Genomic DNA, 21,367 nt, shown 5'->3' with positions numbered 1-21,367 from the left:
CAGATGCATATGTATAAGAGTTTGTTCACCACATTGGCCTTGTTTGGCAGTGTCGTGTTCTGTGATGCCCAGGATTCTGTTTTTCGGATTGATCGGAAGACGGACAAGAATTCATCGATTTCCGGCAAGATTGAAGGTGCATCACCTGCTGGCATCAAAATCAGCGTAGCAGGCAAAGTGGAAGTCGTGCACCCCAGTGATATTGTTCGCGTGAACTATTCGACCATGCCTTCTGCACTGCAGTTTAAGTTGCAGAAAGTATACGATGCCTATAACGATCGCGACCTGGAAACAGCAAACACCGAAATGGCAGAAGTGCTGAAATCACCCGATTACGCGAAATGTCCCCCAGATGTCAAAGCATATTTGCAATACTGGGATGTCACCTTGAAAGCACAAGTGGCAGAATCGGAAAATGAGATTCAGGAAGCCACCCGCAACCTGGCCGATTTTGTTACCAGCAATGATCAGTCGTGGATGTTCGCACTCGCTTCTGAAAAAGTGGCGTTGCTTTATGCCGACCAGAGCCGTTATGTAGACGCGAAAAAGTATCTGGAGCAGGTCGTCAAGTCGCCTGATGTGCCCGCAGACTTGAAGTTAACTGCTAAAGTGGGGCTGATTAACGTCAATTTTCAGGAAGGGGAACTGGATGAGGCAGATACCCGCGTTAAAGAGATGATTGCCGACCGCACCACACCAGCGAGCATGAAAGATCGACTGGATATGTATCAATTAGGTATTGTTGCTACGAAAGCAGCGAAAAACAAAGACGAAAAAGCGACCACTGCCGCGATTGCCAGAATCAATGCCGCCATTGCGAAAACACAGGATAAAGGGCTGCGTGGACTGGGCTACAACGTCATTGGCGATAGCTACAAGGCGATGGGCCGCAACCGCGATGCGATGTGGTCTTATCTGTGGGTCGATGTGGTTTACAATCAGGATAGCTCCGAGCACAGTAAAGCTCTTTCCCGCCTGATCAGTATTTTTGAACAGGATAACGACACCGCCAAGGTGCAATTGTTCCGAGAAAAACTGCAACGCGTGCGGTAATCGATCAGCTTGCTGGTTCGATCACCACATCCACCGGACCGATATCGCGGGAGCCTTTTTGTTCCCGCACCGTGGCAATCTGCTCTGCTTTCAGTTCTGCTACTTCTTTGCTGCCTGTCCAGATAATTGACTGACCTTCCTGGTGGGCCTGCAGGGTATGCTCAAAACTTTTGATTAACGTGAAGCCCATGATTTTCTGCAGCACCATCACCACAAATTCCATTGTGTGATGGTCATCGTTCAGCAGAATCAGGTGGTATGGTGGGATCGTTCTGGTAACTGTTTCCGGGTCCAGTAAAGGGGTGGCTAAATCCAGTTGATGTACCATCGGGTTGTTCTCCGTGGTGCCAAAGAGATGAGAAGGAGTATGCTGATACCCACTATTCTGACCTCTTTTGTTGAATAATGCAATTATTTTGCGAGCTATTTTCCATTCTTCATCCCAATACCTAAATTGTCTTGTGGCAGGAAAATTGTTTCCACGTTACCTGCCAAGTGCCTTTGCAGGAGATCTGAAACGTGCTACAGCGAATTCTTGAACCAGAAGTGATGGATACCCACGAAGAGGCACATGGCTACGATGCCATGGACCATCGTGAAGTCAACGAACGCTTTGTGGCCGATTTCCTTGCTCTGTGGGATGGTGGTAGTCCGATTCTAGATCTGGGCACAGGCACTGCTCAGATACCAATCGAATTCTGTCGACAGTCACCTCTGGGTAAGGTGATTGCAGTGGATGCCAGCCAGCAAATGCTGTTATTAGGACAGCAGAACGTGAACAACGCGGGATTCACGCAACGGATTGAACTGGTATTTCAGGATGCGAAGCAGCTTTCGTACCCTGACCAATCGTTCGCGGCAATTATGTCGAACAGTATCATCCACCATATTCCGAATCCAGACACCGTCGTGCGTGAAATCGCACGACTGATCCAGCCAGGTGGCACCATACTGGTGCGGGATCTTCTTCGGCCAACCACGCTGGAAGAACGGGACGCATTGGTCTCACTCTATGCGGGAAGTGCCACCCCCCACCAGCAACAGATGTTTGCAGAATCGTTGCATGCCGCTCTGACGCTGGCCGAAATCCAGGAGATGGTTGTGCAGGCAGGCTTTCCCGCCAGTGGTGTTTCCCAGACCACTGATCGGCACTGGACCTGGGCTGTCGCTGGCACAGGAACTCGCACATGAAATGGCTGATTGCAATTGGTGATGGGACGCACTTTGCCGGTCAGTCTGCCTGGGCGGCATTGTCGCAACTGGCTGCCCCACGTGAAACGATTCGGCAACTGTACCAGATCCTGATTGGGTCCCTGTTATTGGGCACCATCGCAGGAATTGCTCTGGGTGCGGTGGTCTGGATGCATACCTACGGGGTGCTGCAGCGCTCCGGTACGCAGGACTATCTTCCGACAGTGCTGGCGGCTGCGGTATTACTGGAACTGGCACCCATTGGTGCGGGGCTGATTATTGCCGCACGCACTGGGGCGAGCCTGGGGGCCGAGCTGGGTGCAATGAAGCTGGGCGAACAACTGGACGCGTTGCAACTGTTAGGCCTATCCCCCATGCAGGTTCTGGTTGGCCCACGGGTGTTGGCGTGCATGGTAGCGTTGCCGTTGTTACATATTTTCATTGCCGCACTGGCACTGATCAGTGGCTATTTTGCAGAAAATGTGGTTTCATCCACCACCTGGCTTCGGTATCAGACTGCCTGTTTTCAGGAACTTCGCCTCAATGAGGTGGTGCTGGCTGCGATGAAAACAATTGTGTTTGGTTTTCTGATTGCTGTCGCCAGTTGTCGGGCGGGCATGCTTGCCCAGGGTGGGACGGAAGGTGTCGGCAAAGCGGCAACCCAGGCAGTAGTGGCATCCAGCTTACTGGTATTGGCTGGCGATGTTCTGTTGGTGGCACTGATTCAACTTATTACATAGCGGATAAGTTATATAAATCATGTTGCATCTTGTATGTCGACCGCCAAGGCGCCGGTTTAATTTCAAATATTTGCAGACCGCACCTCCGCTTTGCCGAGAAAGCAGGCCTGATTCGGCAACTTTTTGAACGAAAATTACCTGTTCAAGAAATCTGGGACATTATGCGTTTGTTCGACTGGCCGCTAAAATTAACAGAACAAATCGCTCCGATTAGCAAATTTAATTGAGTTTCAACATGGCAGTATTGATCATTGGGTGCGGCTATCTCGGCTTTCAGGTTGCGAAACAACTGATCGCACAAGGTCAGGAAGTTCACGCGGTCACTCGCACCCGTGGGGCAGAACTTGCTGCTGCCGGCATTCAACCGAATGTGGGCGATATCACTGGAAAAATATCGCTAAATGCTTACGATGCAGTGATTTACGCAGTTGCCCGTGACCGTGCCAGTGGAATCTCGATGCGAGAACTGTATTACGATGGTTTGAATAATGTGCTGGACCAGCTTCCCCCACCTGCACGTTTTCTGTACGTGGGCAGCACCAGTGTCTACGGTCAGACCGATGGTTCGTGGGTCAATGAGGATTCAGAAACCGAACCACTGGAAGAAAATGGCCGGCTGATGCTGGAATGTGAGAGACTTCTCATTTCCAGATTGCCCCACGCCAACGTGGTGCGTTTTGCAGGAATTTATGGTCCGGGCAGAATTTTGAGGAGAGCAGAACTGCTGGCAGGTCATCCACTGGTGGGTAATGCAGACAAGTGGCTTAATCTAATTCACCGCGACGATGGTGCGGCGGCACTGCTGGCAATATTGCAGCAGGCACCTGCGGGTCGCCATTATCTCGTAGCAGATAATCATCCCGTCAGTCGCAGAGATTTTTACATTGCCGCTGCAGAGGTACTGGGTGCCCCACCTGCGAAATTTGAGGATGGGCCTGAAACGGCACGCCATGGTGGACATCGACGAATCTCCAGTGCCCGCCTGCAATCGGAAACAACATGGGTACCGAAGTTTCCAAGTTTTCGCCAAGGGTTACCAGATTCGGTTTCATCTGTATGAAGAATCTCAATCATTTGAGATTCTGAATTGTCGAATAGTCCTACACTTTCGTTCGCTGAATGGCAAAGCGTTCACAAGCGATTGTTTGATCGTTGGACAATCATCTTTGTCTGGCTGGGCGTGGTCTACCGCCTGGTAAAGTATCTTGTTGCCGCACCAATCTGGGGCGATGAGGTGATGTTGTGCGTCAACTACATTGAAAAATCGTACGGGGATATGTTTGGGCCGATCGACCATTCCCAGATTGCCCCGCTGCTGTTTCATTGGGCAGAAATTGCCGCATACCAACTGTTAGGTAGTTCGGAATATGCCATGCGTCTGCCCGCAACCTTGGGTAGTCTGGCTGGTCTGTTGCTGTTCTGGTGGCTGTGTCGCAGGCATCTGCCCCCACTGTCAGGCATGATTGCGGTGGGGGTGATGGCTGTCTCTAGTTGGCCTGCCACCAAAGGTGGCACCATCAAACCATATACTTGGGATCTCCTTTTTGCTACCGCAGTGGTGTTTCTTGCACTGGAAGTTTTCTCCCGCACCCGCAAAACGGTTCCACTGTTGCTCTTGATTCTGCTGACACCGATTGCGGTGGCCTCCTCGTATCCGTGGGTCTTTATGGCAGGTGGTGCATCGCTGGCAATTATGTACCACCTTTATGTGCAGCGAGCCCCACGTGCGTTGTGGGTCTACTGGCTCATCTGGAATCTGGTGCTGCTGGGGAGTTTTCTGCTGCACTATCACTTTGTCAGCCAGGCCCACCTGTCCTCTTCGGTGGCTGATGTAAACACGAAAATGAGCATGCAGAAATACTGGCGAGACCAATTCCCCACAGGCAACGCGCTACAGATCCTGTTCTGGCTGGTACGAATGACTACTGGCGAACTCGCTGCATATCCGTTAGGAAGTCAAAATGGGGGCAGTATTTTCACGGTCATTGTCTGTGGGATTGGCTGGTGGGGTCTGCGGCAACAACGCCAGTTTGGCTACCTGTTACTGCTGACTGTGCCATTTGTGCTGCACATTCTGGCGGCCTTTCTGCAAAAATACCCGTATGGTGCGGCTCGCCTCAGCATGCACTTGGCCCCTGTTTTTTGCCTGTTGCTCGGTTTTGGCTGGCTGAAAATCATCTCCACGTGGGTGACTGCACCGCACCGATTGCGGTTTGCATACTTGAATATCATCGTACTGGTCCTGATTGGCGTGGGAGGCACCACGTTGGCTCTGGTAAAAACTCAACGCGAGTTCGATTCCGGCTGGTATCAGTCAACTTGGAAAGAAACTGCCCAATTGGTAGGTGACAGCCCACTGATAGTGGTTTACCCACCTTCGGGGATCATGCCTTACGATGAATGGTACATTGCCCACGAAATCAGGCACAGCACACGGTTTGAACAGACACCGTGGGCAGAACTAGCACAGAATAATGATAAAATATTCATTTATTGGTCGCAAATGAGCCTGGATCAGACACAACTGGATGATTTTATGCAGAAATTACGAGCATCCCACCCACAGTGGGCGGTTGCGGAAACCCGAAATATGAACAAACCCCAGGGTGCTGCCGCCGAACCTGCCAAAGAAAACTGGCTGGTTATCTTGTCCAGAAAGTAAACATCAATTTCAGAATGAACCACAAATAGTTGTTCATCAATGCGAATCTAACAAAACAGGCTTTCACTGATTTGGAAACTTACTTAATTTACCCATACTCAGATTTCAATTCGGGATTTCGTTTATCGTAACTTCGGTCAATTTTGAAGAGTGTTTCATCCTCTTCGATGAAACGCTAGGCCAGTTGACGCAGGACGTACTGCAGAATGCCGCCGTGCTTGTAATACAGCACTTCCTGTGGGGTATCAACGCGTAATAACACGTCAAACGATTTGTCGTTTGCTTTCACGGTAATCAGTACCTTCCCCTGGCCAACAGCGTCCAGTTTTTCTGCCACGCCGGTAATCTGGAAGGTTTCTTCACCAGTCAGTCCCAGGCTTTCTGCACTGTCGCCCGCCTGGAACTGCAGTGGGAGAACACCCATCCCCACCAGGTTTGAACGGTGGATACGTTCATAGCTTTGGGCAATCACCGCACGGATACCCAACAGGCGGGCACCCTTGGCAGCCCAGTCCCGTGAAGAACCGGAGCCGTACTCTTTCCCTGCCAGCACTACCAGTGGGATGCCCGACTGCTGGTATTTCATGGAGGCATCGTAGATGCTGGTTTCCTGATTGTCGGGCAGATAGCGGGTCACACCCCCTTCTGTACCAGGTACCAGTTGGTTTTTCAGCCGCACATTGGCAAAGGTGCCACGCATCATCACGTGGTGGTTCCCACGGCGGGCACCATACTGGTTGAAATCTTTCTGGCTGACGCCATTGCCCAGCAGAAACTCCCCAGCGGGGCTGTCCTTTTTGATATTCCCTGCGGGTGAAATGTGGTCAGTGGTAATCGAATCGCCCAGCAATGCCAGCACCCGTGCCCCCACAATATCGTTCACAGGTGGGGGTGTTTTGGTCATCCCTTCAAAGTAAGGTGGGTTGGCAATGTAAGTTGAAGTGGGATCCCACGAATACAGGTCACCTTCTGGCACGGTGAGTGCCTGCCAATTGCTGTCCCCTTCAAATACCTGACCATAAATCGTTTCAAACTGCTGGCGGTTAATGCTGGAGTGCACCACATCCGCCACTTCTTTGTGGGTAGGCCAGATATCCTTCAGATAAACAGGCTTCCCATCAGAACCAGTGCCCACTGGTTCCTTTTCCCAATTAATGTCAATCCGGCCAGCTAAAGCGTATGCCACCACGAGCGGTGGGGAGGCCAGGTAATTCGCCCGCACTTCTGCATGGACGCGGCCTTCAAAGTTCCGGTTGCCCGACAGCACAGAGGTGACCACCAGGCGATCTGCCTGAATATACTGCGACACTTCCGGTGGCAGTGGGCCGCTGTTGCCAATGCAGGTGGTGCAGCCATAGCCCACCACGTTGAATCGCAACGCTTCCAGGTGGGGCAGTAAGCCGGAAACGGTCAGGTAGTCGGTAACCACCTTCGAACCGGGTGCCAGTGATGTTTTTACCCACGCTTTGGTGTGCAGGCCAAGTGCAGCGGCTTTTTTCGCCACCAGGCCGGCGGCGACCATCACATACGGGTTAGAAGTGTTGGTGCAACTGGTGATTGCTGCAATTACCACGGAGCCATCTTTCAGATTCCCTGGGGCAATATGAACTTGGGTGGTGGGGCCGTTATCGGCCATTGCCAGCGTGGGCTTGGCAGCCATGGCGGCTTCTTTCAACTTGGGCAGTGCTTTGGAAAATGATTCCGGCACCGCTGTCAGTGCGACGCGGTCCTGTGGACGAGCGGGGCCCGCCAGACTGGGTACTACGGTGGCCAGATCCAGTTCCAGTACGTCCGAATACGTTGCTTCCGGGCTGTCTGGAGTGTGGAACAGGCCCTGTTCGCGGTAGTAGGCTTCCACCAGTTTCAGCAAACCTTCAGGCCGTCCAGTGGTATGGAGGTAACGCAGCGTTTCTTCATCGACAGGGAAAATGCCGCACGTGGCACCATATTCCGGTGCCATGTTAGCGATGGTTGCCCGATCGGCGAGTGGTAACTGGCTGAGGCCGGCACCGAAGAATTCGACGAATTTGCCCACAACTCCTTTCGCACGAAGCATTTGCGTCACGGTGAGCACCAGGTCAGTGGCGGTGGCACCCTCTTTGAGTTTGCCAATCAGCTTAAAGCCAACCACTTGTGGGATCAGCATGGTGACTGGCTGCCCCAGCATCGCTGCCTCGGCTTCAATCCCACCAACACCCCAGCCCAGGACACCCACGCCATTGATCATCGTAGTGTGGGAATCGGTGCCCACCAGCGTATCGGGGTACACTTTGGGGGTGGTTCCGCCATCAACGAATGCAACGCGGGCGAGATATTCCAGGTTCACCTGGTGCACAATCCCCGTTTCCGGTGGCACCACCTTGAAGTTATTGAAGGCATTCTGCCCCCACCGCAGGAAGGTATACCGCTCCTGATTTCGTTCATATTCGAGGCGGGTGTTATTCTCAAACGATGTATTTGTGCCAAAATCGTCCACCTGAACTGAGTGGTCAATTACCAGCTCGCACGGAATCAGTGGGTTAATTTTGGCGGGATCGCCGCCCAGATTTTTCATCGCGTCCCGCATCGCCGCCAGATCGACAATGGCAGGCACACCGGTGAAATCCTGCAGCAGCACGCGGGCAGGGCTGAAGGCGATTTCCTTATCCGGTTCCGCTTTGGGGTCCCAATTGCACAGTGCCTCAATGTCTCCCGCCATCACCGACAGGCCATTTTCCGTGCGTAACAGATTTTCGAGCAGAATTTTTAATGAGTATGGCAATTTCTTCGCCTGTGGGAAGCGATTCTCAATTTCTGCCAACCGATAAATGGTGTACGATTTGCCGTCCACCATAAGGGTAGACTGTGTCCCGAAACTGTTCGACATGGTACAAGCCTCTGTTCAATTGCATAAAAGATGATGTTATTGTCCGAAACGAACCATGTACTGGCGAGTGCAGAACTGAGAAACCACCCCACGTGGGGAAAAAAGAAGCTGAAATCAGTTCCCGATCCTGTGCCACAGTGGACAACAATGAGAATAACTTCACTTTCTGGCGTGCGGTGCAAATAATTCTCAAAAAATGCCAAAAGAAATTCAGTGCAACAGAAAGTTATATAACAAAATTGTTATTCAATTGATTTTGTGAACAAAATAACACATTTATATAGTAATTTAAGTATACAATTCAGCCCAAATCAAGTATCAATAGAGTTGAGAGCATACCTGAATTCGACACCTGCCAGGGTTTCGCGACCGGAAAGTCTTACCCAGTTTTCCCAGACATCGCAGATTCCGCACATTCGCTACAGTGCATTTTCTCAAACTTATCATCAGAAATGATTTTTTCAGAACAGAGCGTTTGACTTTGCCCACACATAAACTAGAGAAGTATTGACTTTGATAATTTTTCAGTTCGGGCGTTAATTTCTGCGGTACAGAATGAATTAATTCCCCAGAGTAAGTTTTTGTGAGCGATCCTTCTCCGAACACATGGATGCAATTGCTGCACCGCCTATTGCACGAAGGGGACAACTGGCCTACGATCGGCGAGTGTTTCCAGGAGATCGCAGCAAGCTTCCAACTGCCCCAGGTGGGGGTATACTGGCCGGAACAGGATCCCGCCTGTTCCTACCCGGAACTGCCCAAAGAAGGTGCCACCTTCGAATATCCGTTTACCTTCCGGAACCAGCCGGGCGTATTCTGGGCAACAGGAAAGGTCACCGAACAGCAGAAAGACTGGCTGAAGCTGGTCGCAGGTGCCATTCCGCACGTGGTGTGTGTGCAACGATTGCTGGAAACACCAGCAATCCATTCTGTGGCACTGGACCGCCTGAAAAGCATGGCCAGAATTACTGGTCGCATTGCCCACGATATTGATAATACGTTTCAGGCGATTTACGGTCATTTGTATCTGTTGTTTGAGAATCTGGACGAAAAACACCCCGCCTATGGTGATGCCAACGATGCCTTTGCAGCCACCCAGCGTGGGATTAATTTTACCAAACGCCTGCACCAGTTCAGTCAGGCGGCACGCACCACGCCATCGCCGTGCACCCCACAGGCAATCATGCTGAAGCTGGTGGAAGATTACCAGCAAAGCCACCCGAATGTACAGATTCACACCGACCTGCCGAATTCGATGCCGGTGGTGATGATGGATCAGTCCCACATTCGGCTGGTGGTGGGGGATTTATTGCTGAATGCACTGGAAGCGAATGGGGTTTCGGAAGTGAAACTGGGCGTGGAACTGACCGAATTATCGCCCACCGAAGTGGATTACTGGAATGGCGATGTGAAACCTGGCACGTATCTGCAGGTAACCGTCGCCGATAACGGGCTTGGGATTATGCAGGAAATCTATCCCAATCTGCTCAAAGAACTGATTAACAGCAGCAAACTCGGCCACCACGGCCTCGGTTTGTTAATTATTGCTCTGGTGATGCGTATGCACCGTGGTGGGATTAGGATACATACCACTCCCAATGGAACAACAATACGCGTGTTATTGCCAATGTATCGGCAGAATGTCGCCAACAACTATGTGAAGCAACGGAAAGGAGAACAGACAACATGAACGCGCGAGTGATGGCACCCCCACGACCAAGCCAGACACCTGCCGCACAGGCAGGATTAGCTGATTTTCAAACAGCAGGCGAGATTCGCATCCTTATTCTGGATGATGATCCCAGTGTATGCACTTTTTTGCAGAACCTGCTGAATCAGGACGGATTTCTGATTGAATCGCTTTCGAACCCCACGGAAATCGAAAGTTACCTGCGTGGTCAACAATATCAGTTGATCATTATGGATTACATTATTCCCGGCTTGAATGCCGATCAGATATTCAACTGGATTCGCGATTACCAACCCGATGCCAGCGTCATCGTGGTGACCGGCTATCCCACGGTGGAAAGTGCGTTAAGCTGCTTGCGGGCAAGAACTTACGACTATCTGACCAAGCCGTTTGACCCACAGACGATGCGTAATCTGGTGGTACGGTGCCTTGAATCGAAAGGCCTGCTGCGGATGACCGAAGACGCACTGCGGGAAAACCTGGGAACCGTCATCCGGGACCGCCGCAAAGCGATGAAAATGACCCTGGAAACCATGTCCAAAAAGACGGGTGTTTCTCTTGGTTATCTGTCTCAGATCGAGCTGGGCAAAAACTCCGCTTCGATTGAAACTTTGTACCGCATCTGCGTGGCAATCAATCTGCGTATGGCAGATCTGTTCCAGGCCGTTCAAAGCCACGGCGTTTAAGTGACGAATCCTGAACAGGGTTTTCAGGCATTTCTATCATTCGCTCTCATAACGTCTGCTCACATTTTCCTATCGCTCTGTTCAACCCTACAATATTCTGATGTTCTGCATAATAACTGCTTGTTTCGCAAGTGGTGCCCAACCCCATTTTGTGGGGCGACAATGAGAAGATTTTCATGAAAGTGCTTTTATTTGATATTGATGGCACCCTGATTCGTTCCGGCGGTGCGGGGAAATGGGCAATGGAAGCTGCACTGAAGACAGCGTTTCAGGTGCCGGAAATCCGCGATTCCATCTCTTTTGCGGGGCGAACCGACCCTGGGATTATTGCCGAACTGCTGGAGATTCATGAACTGCCAGTGACTGCAGAAAACTTGGAACGGATGCACCAGGAGTATTTAAGTCACTTGCCACGTGCCCTGAAGACGCACCGTGGGGAGGTTTTACCTGGGATAACGGAAATTTTTGCTCGCCCCACAGAGAATACCCTGTTTGGTCTGCTGACGGGCAATATCCGCCAGGGGGCCGAAATGAAACTGCGTTACTTTGGACTGTGGGATCATTTTCAGTTTGGTGGCTTCGCCGATAATCTGGCCAATCGCGATGATGTTGCCCGCCGAGCCATGGTAGATCTGCACCACCATTTGCAGTTTCCGATTGCGGGTGATCAGGTGTGGGTAATTGGTGACACCCCAGCCGATGTGCAATGTGCCCGCGCCATCGGTGCCAAAGCAGTTGCAGTATCCACTGGCTGGCACACCCCCGAACAATTGAAGGCCTGCCAACCGGACTATCTGGTGGAAAACTTTACCGCCGCCCACGAAGTCCTGCATGCCTGGGGCATGGCGTAAATCTAATCAATTATTCATACAGGAATAATCAAATGATTTACAAGATACAATCCAGCCCACCAGCTTACTATACTGGAAAAAGGATTGATGGAAAACAATACTTGTTTGGACAAGTTGAAAACTTCATTGCATTTATTTCATTTGATAACACAGGAAACTTACTCGAATTTACGAAGTACAACGCCAGCGTAGATCTCAGCCATGGACTTGGCCCTTATATAGAACAAATTGTAACCATAGATATTAAGCGTATTTCCGAATCATTAGCTGTTGTCGAAGCACCAATCAATATCGCCCTTTTTTTTCTGGCGGATTGGAATGTTGGGCTGAAGTTGTTCCCAATTGACCTGGAAGATTTTCTTGGCCAACCTGAAGAATATTCTGACGATGATGCTCTTATCTTTCGTAAAGATATTGATGACTGGCTAAAAAATCGATATTCCGTACTGCATTGGGGTAACAATTATTTACTAGGAAGAGATGGGCTTACGCTTTAACCAATTTCAGCTACAAGCTATAGCATTAGATTGTCAACTATCATTGCCGTAGTTTAATCAGTTTGCATTTTGCTGCTTTGCACAACTATAGCAATAAGCGTAAATGTGACACTATTAATCTTGCTTGTTGGTGGGTGCAGCGGGGAGGGAATGCTGCAGGTCAGTCAGATCATTCATCAACGCAGGATCACCCGTGGTGCTTTGTGAAAGTGCCTGAATGGCAGTGAGCATTTGTGTCCGAGTCGTGGGATATTCCGGCAGTTGTGTTCCCTGCTGCAGACGTTTTGAAATCGTTGCCACGGTGGGCTTTACCCCACGTTGCACAATTTGCTGCAGGTGGTGCCGCAATTCCGCCTGACGGCTTGGATCGGCGGTCACATCCAGTTCTTTCGCAAAACTAAGAAACAGGCTGGAATACGAATCTGTGCGAACCAGTAAGTCACCAGGCGACTTGCTGTTCAGAACCGCATGGTTCACCATCGATTCGATCAGCACCTTGTTGCTGGCATATTGTTGCGATCGCACCCCTGGTGGCAGGTCTTGCCGATCCTGGGCAACCAGCAACATACAGCACAATAAGGCAGTGGTGCAGGGCAGTAGAAATCTCATCAGATCTGCCCCCGCATTTTAGCCAGATGAATCCGACCCTGTCGGGCGGTTTGGGCAATCGCCTTCAGGTGGGGAATACTTTGAGGTGGGGCTTCCGCAGCCAGTCGTTCTGCAGCCTGTTCGCTTTCTGCCAGTCGACGGACATAATCTGTCAACTGCTGTTTTTCCTGCGGTGCAAGCGAGTTCGCCTGTGCCACGAGGCCATCGGATACCACCGTGGCATACATCCGAGCCAGCGATTCCAGCTCATCGGGTGCCACGCGTGCCAGCGAACGAGCCTGTTCGTGGATGCGGTCGGCCAACTGATGGTACAACTTTACCCGCTCGCCCGTTGTGTTGGAACGATCAATTTCCATGGTGGTGGCAACCACATCATTCAAAAAGGGGTCGCGAGGGGTTTCTGCAACGGGTGTATCGTTCGTGTGAAAGAATCCGTACCAGACAAATGTGAAAGTAAGGATCAGACCCGCTGCAATGCCGGCTGGCCACAACCTGGCAACACGTTCACTGAACGGTTGACGCACGGTGGGAGTGAAAACAGGTTGTTCCGTGGCTGGTTTGGGCTTTGGCTCTGTCAACTGAATCGATTCACGTGGCGATTCTATCGGTACATTGGTGGCAGATTTCTTTGCAGGTACCGCCTTTTTCGGTGCGGGTCGCTCTGTTGCTGCCTGCACCACTGGTGCGGCAAGGAACTGATTGATAAAGGCGTTTTTCCGTTCGGAGCTATCCGGCTTCGGTGCTACGATGATCGCCTGTTGCATCGACGACAACGCCTGCAGCCAGGCAGCACAGGTGCTGCACTGCTGCACGTGGGCGGCAAGATCGGGGCTGATCTTTGCCGTATCTCGAATTGTCAGCAGCTTGCTTTGGGTCTGCTTACAGGGTGTCATCGAAAAAACTCACTTCAAACAAATAAAACCAACCGAAGTCAATGCTGTCGGATCACAATACCAACCGCAGCTAACATCGGCTCACATATCATCAATCTGCTTTTTCCTGGGTGCTGGGCAGCAGATCCGGGTGCAGCGTACTCATTAATTTTTGCCGTGCCTTAAAGACACGCCAGCGTGCTGTTTCTTCCGTGGTTTCCAGAATACTGGCAATTTCACGAAACGATAACTGCTCTTCAATCCGCAACAGCAGTGCCGCACGAAAATCCGAAGGCAACTTTGCCACTGCGTGCATCACCAGTTGGATGGTTTCCGCACCGATCGCAGCCTGCTCGGGACTTAGCTGCCCAGGTGGAATCGTGGGTTCTAACGCCACTTTTGGCAACTGGTTGGCTCGCCGAAAGTTCACAAAGTTATTGTGAGCAATTCGAAAGAGCCACGCACGGAAGTTCGTGCCAGGTTCAAAGCGTTTCAAGTTGGCAAAAGCCTTTAACAACGCGTCCTGAGTTAAATCTTCCGCAGTCTGGGTATCGCGAGTCAAACGCAACAGCCAACGGTACAGCCGATCCCAATAGCCATTGATAATCGAGGCAAACGCTTCTCGATCACCTTGTTGGGCCGCGATCAGCAGTTCCGATTCTGTCATCATTCAGGAGATGTTAGTGAGGCGGTTGTGCAGTAGCAAAACATCCCCTGATTATACCAGAATCGTGGGAACTTCCAGTGTTGAACGCCCACCTGAAAGAGTCGCCGATTCCCAACAACTACAGGTACAACGGTTGTGGGTGATTTTCGTTGGCAATGAAATGGAAAAAGTTTCTCAGGGGTCAGTTATATAATCGATGGATTATGTTACATGTCGGCTATATAACATCTTGAAAATGCACTTACGGCCAGTTGCCCCTTGTTTCTGAAGCGAATTTTGACAACAAATCGAAAATTCCACTGTCACCGTTACGCAAATCTGTATAAATCGTGTATCTTACCTAAATACGCTACTTTACGCAAAATTAGCAGTTAGCGTTTAGTGCAATCGTCTGGATGGATTATCTAACTTGTGTCAACTGTGCATTGTGATGATGCACGTTATGCACGAACTTCCCCAATGGAATGCTGGCAGGCCCACAGAAATTGGTTAGGATACAGGGGAAGGAAGTTGGATTTCTATACATAGATTCACGTAAAGCCTTACAGAAAGCAAACTTACGTTGGTTATTGTTGGGATCCACAATTTATCTGCAGCGGGTGAGGAGGGACATTGTCCATGCGCCGAGTTGTCGTTACCGGTGTGGGTGTCGTTGCACCCAACGGCGTCGGCAAGGACCAGTTCTGGAATGCATGTGTCGCTGGTAAGAGCGGCGTGGGGCCCATTACGGCGTTCGATGCAACGTCGTTCCCAGTGAAAATTGCAGGCGAGGTCAAGGATTTCGACCCATCGCCCTTTATTCCAGAGTCGATGCGAAAATCGCTGAAAGTGATGGGACGTGCTGCCAGATTTGGCGTGGGTGCCGCAGGACTGGCCCTACGCGATAGTGGCATTTCCATCGAAAATGAAGATCCTGGCAAGGTAGGGGTTGTTGTTGGCACAGGTCTGGTTCCGATTGATATGTCGGAAATCATGCCGATGCTGCAAACCGTAATGAATGAAGATGGCACGTTCGATTACAGTCGCCTGAACTGTGCGAATGGCGCCCCGATGTTTCCGTTGTGGCTGTTGAAATACCTGCCCAACATGATTTCCGCCCACATCAGCATGATGTTTAACGCCCAGGGACCTAACAATACGGTCACCACGGCGTGTGTGGCTGGCACCCAGGCAATTGGCGAAGGATTCCGCCTCGTTGCACGTGGGGAAGCCGATCTGATTATCGCAGGTGGTTCGGATAGTCGGCTGGATCCCCTTTTATTGATGGCTTATACATCGCTTGGCACGCTGAGCCGACGCACCGATCTGCCACCAGATGAAGTTTCGCGGCCGTTTGACCGGTTGCGGGATGGATTTGTGCTTGGTGAAGGTGCTGGCATGCTGATTCTCGAAGATCGCGAACGGGCATGTCGGCGTGGTGCGAAGATTTATGCCGAAGTGCTTGGTTTTGGCAGTAGTTTTGATGCCTATTCGATTATTAAGCCTGATCCGGAAGGAAACGGTGCCGCACGGGCCATCAAGAACGCACTCAACGAAGCTCGCATTGATCCATCAGAAATTGGCTATATCAACGCCCACGGCACCAGCACTCGGTTAAACGATCAGATGGAAACCACGGCAGTCAAAAAGGTTTTTGATCATCGTGCTCGTACGATTCCGATTTCGTCGATCAAATCGATGATTGGGCATTCCATTGCTGCATCCGGTGCCATTGAAGCAGCTGCATTGGCCATGTCGCTCAGTGAAGATGTCGTACCACCAACGATTAATCTGACCCACCCCGACCCGAACTGCGACCTCGATTGTGTCCCACTGCAGGCCCGAGATTACTCCGCACGCATCGCCTTGTCCACCAGCTTTGGTTTCGGTGGCCAGAACGGTGCGTTGGTAATGAAAGCAGCGTAATCATTACACTTGTAGCCGCGAAAAAGCGCAAGCGATACGAACCCGTCATTCCCGCGTAGACGGGAGCCCATGCCAGAAAACTTAAATCCCGTTCAACTGGAAGATTGGCTTTTCGTGACTCTCTGATCAAGGCAAACGTGGTAACTGTTCGTTTTTCGACTGAGTTTCAAACTGATTTAGGTTTAAGCTAAACCCAAATCAATTGTCTCCGGGAAAACAAAGGGATTTTTCAAGTTACTGCGCTGCCTCGGCTCTAACTCAAATTTCGCCGTAACTTATGGTCTGCCAAATACTTGCGTCCAATAGGGTCTGCCGGAACGGTCGTAGGAAACGGCCACACCCAGTTGGGTGTAGGTGCCACTGAGCATATTGGCACGGTGGCCGGCGGAATTCAGCCAGGAACGGATCGCATCGGACGCACTGAACTGGCCCATGGCAATATTTTCGGCACAGCCAGTGAAGGCATAGCCAGCCGCACGCACGCGATCTCCCACGCCCCGTCCATTCAGATTGTGGGACATTACACCCGCTGCCGCCATGTTATTGGAATGCCCACGTGCCGCACTCATCAGTGCGGGCGACACCTGCAACGCAGGCAGCCCTGCTTTCGCACGTGCCGCATTGGTTTCTGCAACGATTGCCTGTTCTGCCTCTGCTAACTGCAGGCCGGGTGCCACCTTCGGTGCGGCTGGCTTTGCCGGTTCGGCAGGGGTGGCAGGCACTGCTTTTGCCACCGTGGGGTCAGGCAGCGATGGATCGTGCAGCAAAATGAAGGCGTTTGCCGGCAGCACCTTCAGGTAAATGGGATCGACCTGTTTCCCTTCAAAATAGAAAACAGGCTCCCCCACCTTGAGGGTGGAGTACACATTTTTGGTGGCAATTGCTTTGCCCTGCTGGTTGACCGTGGTATCGTTTTTGCCCCACCAGTTCTTGGTGGTTTTTACCGTGCGGACCACCTGCACCTGTTCGGTGATGGTCTGCTGCACAATCTGGTTGCCCTGCAGCACGTTAATGGTTCTAAGTCTTGGTTCAATAACGGTTTGCGATGATTGTCGAGCTAGAATGATCTGTTCTTTCTCTGGGTCAATCGAATCCACCAGCACCAGTTCCGGTGCCAGTGGTGGGAGCTTGGTTTCCTGCCCACGAGCAATGCCAAAAGCCCCACAAATTGCCACTGTGGCAATAAAAATTCTCTGCATACTGAATTCCTTCTAAGTGCGAATCAATGATGTTCTGGGCGATCTCTCTTCCCGTCTATGCGAACACACTCATCATGAATGCGAGTCGATGGAATTCCCGATTCTCCTGGTAAAATCGAGTGACTAGGGGTTCTGGGAATCAGTACCGAAACCAGGATAAAGGTCTTTCAAAAAAATTCCCACAAAAAAGCTGAATTGTGGTGCAAGAAAGTGAAAGATGAGAATAAATTCAGTATTGCTGGTGCTCCGATGCTGCGTTCAGTAATTTGTACCTTCCGAAATACGTGGATTCCCGCCTGCGCGGGAATGACGGTTTACTGATTGTGCATTGAGTTTACCGTGCTTTGCTTTCTGCCTGCGTGGGAATGACGGGAATGTCTAAAAGAGATCACACGCAAAGTCGCAAAGTTTCGAAGGAAATTACCAACGCAGTTCGCGTTCGTGACACCATGTTGCTCCAGACATTTGAGTAACCCTCGTCCAGAAATGTTCTTTGGCCGTTTGGCAGCCCATTCCCCGAAACCGGGTGGGAATTGAACAGATCGACCTCTCTCGTTACAATAACTTCAGGAAGGTTGGCGGAAAAACCACGGACGGGTGAAATCGCTATGCCATGTCAAATGACCCCAAATGGTTCTGCATCGTGTGTCGGGGGCAATCCAACAGGATCGGTTTCTCTCTGACGGTCGAATGCAGCCCATTCAGAATGTAGGATTTTTCTGGTGAATACCCCACGATTATTTCGCGTCATACTTCCTGTCAGTGATATTTCTGCAGCTGAGCGGCTCTATTCCCACCTGTTCGGGCAAGCTGGTGTACGCGTTTCACCCGGCCGGCATTATTTCACGCTCGGTAATCTGGTGGTGGCCTGTTACGATGCTGTTGCCGACGGTGATGAGCCAATGCCTGCCATGCCTACCCACCATGGGTGGCAGTATTATTTCAGCGTAGAAGGGCTGGCAGCGTTTGAAACCAAAGCAGCCCAGCTTGGCATGGAAATTACCCAGCCTGCCACCCAGATGCCGTGGGGCGAGACCGCATTTTATGCGAAAGATCCGTTCGGCAATCAGGTATGTTTTGTAGAGCAGTCCACCATCTTTGTGGGTGGGGCTGTTTCCCACGGACATAAGCCAATCATCGGCCTCGTCGGCGGGATCGGTGCCGGTAAATCCCAGGTCGGTGCAATGCTGGTGGAGCACGGGGGCAGAATCATTGCGGGCGATCCGTTGGGCCACGAAGCCCTGGAACAGCCCGAAATTATGAAAAAAATGTTAGAAATCTGGGAAAATCGAGAAATTACCCAGCCGAACGGTGCCATCGATCGCAAAAAACTGGCCGCAATCGTGTTCACCAGCCCTGTAGAACGCACCCGCCTGGAACATCTGGTGCACCCATACATTGAACGCCGGATTCGGGAAGAAATTGAAAAGGCCCAGGCAGATCACAATGTTCGGTTTGTGGTGCTGGATGCCGCAATTATGCTGGAAGCGGGTTGGAATGATGTGTGTGACAAATTAATCTTTGTGGACGCACCGAAAGACCTGCGTTTTGCCCGCATCCAGGCCCAGCGTGGCTGGACAGAACAGGATTTTGAAAGTCGTGAAGCAGTGCAGATGCCAGTCGACATCAAACGTTGCAAAGCGGATGCCATCGTTGACAACGGTGGCTGGATTGAACGCACCCGCCAACAGGTCGACGAAATCTTGGAAAATTGGCGGTTGTTGGTACATTAAGATTCTCACACACAGTTGGGAGTGAACAGCCGATTCCGGCAAAAACTCTCAGCGACACCCAACTCTTCAGGAGTTTTTCATGTCTGATGGCAAAACAGACGGTATGAAGCCGGTAAAAGTTGCACGTACACGCACGCCAAAAACAGCCAAAGCAGCGGTCGAAACGCCTGTTGCAGTCGAACAGCCCGTTACGGAACAACCAGTTGTTGTTGCAGAAGAAATTGCTGTAACACCAGTTGAAGCAGCCCCAGTTGCAGCTACCCCACCTGTGGAAGTGCCCGCACCCCCACCACCACCCAGTGTTGAAAATAACGATGTGAATGATCGTTATGAAGAGATCAAGCGTGGTGGGCTGTACATCACCGAATTGCAGCACATGTCGATGGGGCAACTGCAACAAATCGCAGAAGATTCCCAAATTCCCAAAGAAGAATGGGTGGGGAACAAAAAACAGGACCTGATCTTCAAAATCATCAAGGAGCGAGCCCGCCAGAACGGCCTGATGGTGGGGGAAGGAACGCTGGAAATCCTGCCGGATGGCTTCGGTTTCTTGCGCAGCCCCGACTATAACTACCGCCCTTGTCCGGACGATATTTACATTTCGCCCAGCCAGATTCGGCGGTTCGGCCTGCGGAAGGGTGCGGTCGTTTCTGGCCAGATTCGCCCACCAAAAGAAAATGAGCGCTATTTCGCCTTACTGCGGGTAGAAGCGATCAATGGGCAGGACCCGAACATCTTAAGCCATAAGGTGAATTTTGAGGATCTGACCCCACTGCACCCTGCAGAACGCTTTGAACTGGAAACCCCTGCGAATGAACTTGAAACGCGGGTAATCGACCTGATTACCCCGATCGGCAAGGGCCAGCGTGGGCTGATTGTGGCCCCACCGCGGACCGGGAAAACGATGCTCCTGCAGCAACTGGCAAAATCGATCCTGAAAAACCACCCTGAGTGCTACGTTTTTGTGCTGCTGATTGATGAACGGCCGGAAGAAGTGACCGACATGATCCGCAGCGTCAAAGGCCCACGCTCCGAGGTGATTTCGAGCACGTTCGATGAACCCACCAGCAGGCACGTGCAGGTGAGTGAAATTGTGATCGAAAAAGCCCGGCGGTTGGTGGAATATGGCACTGATGTGGTGATTTTCCTCGACAGTATTACCCGCCTGGCTCGTGCCTACAATGCGGAAATGCCTTCCAGTGGCAAACTCCTGTCCGGTGGGGTGGATGCCAACGCACTGCACAAGCCCAAACGCTTCTTCGGTGCCGCCCGCAACCTGGAAGAGGGGGGCTCCCTGACCATCATTGCCACCGCACTGGTGGATACTGGCAGCAAGATGGACGATGTGATCTTTGAAGAATTCAAAGGCACCGGCAACATGGAGTTACACCTGGACCGTCGCTTGGTTGACAAACGGATCTGGCCTGCGATCAATATTTCGGCCTCTGGCACAAGAAAAGAAGAACTGCTTCGTACGGAAGAGGAATTGAAATTCATCTACGTGCTGCACAAAGTGCTCAGCGATATGAATCCCGTGGAAGCGATGGAAACCTTAAGCTCCCGCCTGAAACGCACCAAAACCAACCAGGAATTCATGTCGATGATGCATTCGTAAGCTGGTTGGTCAGTCAATTCGCATCTGAATTCCACATTCGCCGTTTTCGTTCCCGTTGTTAATCAGTAGGCGAAATTGTGCATTCTTCGGTTTTGCTGGCACTTTCATAGACAAATTGCCGCAGGGCGAGCCCGGTTTGCTGCATCTCTGAGGTGGGAGAGCCCGATTCATCCAGCCCCACATTCAGGTGGGTGCGAATCCGAGCAACCAGACCGATGGTTGCCTGCAGGCGATTTTCCGGATCGTTCTGGTGTAATTGCCGGATGATATCATCCAGAAACTCGACAAAATCGTGGGCAACGGCAGTTTCCCCACGCCCGATATGGTAGACGCAAAAACTTTCAGCACAGATTCCCCTGCCACCAGTGCCACAGAATTTGCCATATAGGCGTTCGGATTTCTCTGCCAGCATGGCCCGGCGTTCTTGTGAAAGTTCACTCATTTTTCAGCTCTCGATGTTCCACATAGAGACAATCGTAAGAACGATTTGATCGGGACGAGTGGGAAAAATGAAAATAAAATGAGACCCAT

At 51.3% G+C, this 21,367-nt stretch carries 20 protein-coding genes; 13 read left to right on the top strand and 7 right to left on the bottom strand.

Features of this window, described 5'->3' with window-relative positions; all coding sequences use genetic code 11:
* The first annotated feature begins 3 nt into the window (after nucleotides 1-3).
* A complete protein-coding gene (locus tag R3B84_24695; GenBank protein ID MEZ6143777.1) occupies nucleotides 4-1,053 on the top strand; it encodes a hypothetical protein in 1,050 nt (349 codons plus the stop codon).
* A gap of 4 nt (nucleotides 1,054-1,057) precedes the next feature.
* Here the strand turns inward: R3B84_24695 and R3B84_24690 are convergent, their stop codons facing one another.
* Entirely contained in the window at nucleotides 1,058-1,381 is a 324-nt protein-coding gene (locus R3B84_24690) for an ATP-dependent Clp protease adaptor ClpS (GenBank protein MEZ6143776.1), read from the bottom strand.
* Between the two features lie 191 nt (nucleotides 1,382-1,572).
* Here R3B84_24690 and R3B84_24685 point away from each other — a divergent pair, with 191 nt between their 5' ends.
* The 4 genes from R3B84_24685 (at nucleotide 1,573) to R3B84_24670 (ending at nucleotide 5,646) form a co-directional block, all read left to right on the top strand.
* Nucleotides 1,573-2,244, top strand: a complete 672-nt coding sequence (locus R3B84_24685) for a methyltransferase domain-containing protein (protein MEZ6143775.1) — start codon at nucleotides 1,573-1,575, stop codon at nucleotides 2,242-2,244.
* Nucleotides 2,241-2,984: an ABC transporter permease gene (locus R3B84_24680; protein ID MEZ6143774.1), complete on the top strand. Its 744-nt coding sequence runs from the start codon at nucleotides 2,241-2,243 to the stop codon at nucleotides 2,982-2,984. The genes R3B84_24685 and R3B84_24680 overlap by 4 nt, the downstream gene beginning before the upstream one ends.
* A gap of 235 nt (nucleotides 2,985-3,219) precedes the next feature.
* Nucleotides 3,220-4,044 (top strand): SDR family oxidoreductase, encoded by an 825-nt coding sequence (locus R3B84_24675; GenBank protein MEZ6143773.1) that lies wholly within the window; start codon nucleotides 3,220-3,222, stop codon nucleotides 4,042-4,044.
* Between the two features lie 27 nt (nucleotides 4,045-4,071).
* Entirely contained in the window at nucleotides 4,072-5,646 is a 1,575-nt protein-coding gene (locus tag R3B84_24670; GenBank protein MEZ6143772.1) for a hypothetical protein, read from the top strand.
* Between the two features lie 175 nt (nucleotides 5,647-5,821).
* Here R3B84_24670 and acnA read toward each other — a convergent pair whose 3' ends face one another.
* The gene (gene acnA / locus R3B84_24665; GenBank protein MEZ6143771.1) at nucleotides 5,822-8,512 is read right to left on the bottom strand and encodes an aconitate hydratase AcnA; all 2,691 of its coding nucleotides are present in this window, start codon (nucleotides 8,510-8,512) and stop codon (nucleotides 5,822-5,824) included.
* A 30-nt stretch (nucleotides 8,513-8,542) separates the two neighbouring features.
* Between acnA and R3B84_24660 the strand changes: the two genes are divergently transcribed.
* From R3B84_24660 to R3B84_24640, 5 genes are all read left to right on the top strand, one after another.
* Nucleotides 8,543-8,698 carry a hypothetical protein gene (locus R3B84_24660; protein ID MEZ6143770.1) on the top strand — a complete coding sequence of 52 codons (156 nt, stop codon included), beginning with the start codon at nucleotides 8,543-8,545 and terminating at the stop codon, nucleotides 8,696-8,698.
* 397 nt (nucleotides 8,699-9,095) lie between these two features.
* Entirely contained in the window at nucleotides 9,096-10,202 is a 1,107-nt protein-coding gene (locus tag R3B84_24655) for a HAMP domain-containing sensor histidine kinase (GenBank protein ID MEZ6143769.1), read from the top strand.
* The gene (locus R3B84_24650; GenBank protein MEZ6143768.1) at nucleotides 10,199-10,888 is read left to right on the top strand and encodes a response regulator; all 690 of its coding nucleotides are present in this window, start codon (nucleotides 10,199-10,201) and stop codon (nucleotides 10,886-10,888) included. Before R3B84_24655 ends, R3B84_24650 begins: the two co-directional genes overlap by 4 nt.
* A 176-nt stretch (nucleotides 10,889-11,064) precedes the next feature.
* A complete protein-coding gene (locus R3B84_24645) occupies nucleotides 11,065-11,739 on the top strand; it encodes an HAD family hydrolase (GenBank protein ID MEZ6143767.1) in 675 nt (224 codons plus the stop codon).
* A gap of 32 nt (nucleotides 11,740-11,771) precedes the next feature.
* Nucleotides 11,772-12,236 (top strand): hypothetical protein, encoded by a 465-nt coding sequence (locus R3B84_24640; protein ID MEZ6143766.1) that lies wholly within the window; start codon nucleotides 11,772-11,774, stop codon nucleotides 12,234-12,236.
* 114 nt (nucleotides 12,237-12,350) lie between these two features.
* On the opposite strand, the gene R3B84_24635 is transcribed toward R3B84_24640, so the two are convergent.
* From R3B84_24635 to R3B84_24625, 3 genes are all read right to left on the bottom strand, one after another.
* Entirely contained in the window at nucleotides 12,351-12,845 is a 495-nt protein-coding gene (locus R3B84_24635; protein ID MEZ6143765.1) for a hypothetical protein, read from the bottom strand.
* The gene (locus R3B84_24630) at nucleotides 12,845-13,738 is read right to left on the bottom strand and encodes a hypothetical protein (protein ID MEZ6143764.1); all 894 of its coding nucleotides are present in this window, start codon (nucleotides 13,736-13,738) and stop codon (nucleotides 12,845-12,847) included. Before R3B84_24630 ends, R3B84_24635 begins: the two co-directional genes overlap by 1 nt.
* Before the next feature lie 91 nt (nucleotides 13,739-13,829).
* On the bottom strand, nucleotides 13,830-14,387 hold the full coding sequence (locus R3B84_24625; GenBank protein ID MEZ6143763.1) for an RNA polymerase sigma factor: 558 nt from the start codon (nucleotides 14,385-14,387) through the stop codon (nucleotides 13,830-13,832).
* 615 nt (nucleotides 14,388-15,002) lie between these two features.
* Here R3B84_24625 and R3B84_24620 point away from each other — a divergent pair.
* Entirely contained in the window at nucleotides 15,003-16,289 is a 1,287-nt protein-coding gene (locus R3B84_24620) for a beta-ketoacyl-[acyl-carrier-protein] synthase family protein (protein MEZ6143762.1), read from the top strand.
* Nucleotides 16,290-16,564: 275 nt separating this feature from the next.
* Here the strand turns inward: R3B84_24620 and R3B84_24615 are convergent, their stop codons facing one another.
* Nucleotides 16,565-17,488: a CAP domain-containing protein gene (locus R3B84_24615; GenBank protein ID MEZ6143761.1), complete on the bottom strand. Its 924-nt coding sequence runs from the start codon at nucleotides 17,486-17,488 to the stop codon at nucleotides 16,565-16,567.
* A 722-nt stretch (nucleotides 17,489-18,210) separates the two neighbouring features.
* Between R3B84_24615 and coaE the strand changes: the two genes are divergently transcribed.
* Both coaE and rho read left to right on the top strand, forming a co-directional pair.
* Nucleotides 18,211-19,221 carry a dephospho-CoA kinase gene (gene coaE / locus R3B84_24610; GenBank protein ID MEZ6143760.1) on the top strand — a complete coding sequence of 337 codons (1,011 nt, stop codon included), beginning with the start codon at nucleotides 18,211-18,213 and terminating at the stop codon, nucleotides 19,219-19,221.
* Nucleotides 19,222-19,573: 352 nt separating this feature from the next.
* Nucleotides 19,574-20,836: a transcription termination factor Rho gene (gene rho, locus R3B84_24605; protein MEZ6143759.1), complete on the top strand. Its 1,263-nt coding sequence runs from the start codon at nucleotides 19,574-19,576 to the stop codon at nucleotides 20,834-20,836.
* A gap of 58 nt (nucleotides 20,837-20,894) precedes the next feature.
* On the opposite strand, the gene R3B84_24600 is transcribed toward rho, so the two are convergent.
* Complete coding sequence (locus R3B84_24600) at nucleotides 20,895-21,278, bottom strand: hypothetical protein (protein ID MEZ6143758.1); 384 nt, start codon at nucleotides 21,276-21,278, stop codon at nucleotides 20,895-20,897.
* Nucleotides 21,279-21,367: the final 89 nt, after the last annotated feature.

The organism is Zavarzinella sp. (genome assembly GCA_041399155.1).
GTDB lineage: Bacteria > Planctomycetota > Planctomycetia > Gemmatales > Gemmataceae > JAWKTI01.
The sequence above is the reverse complement of the archived record's forward strand: the minus strand, read 5'-3'. Positions and strand labels throughout refer to the sequence as shown.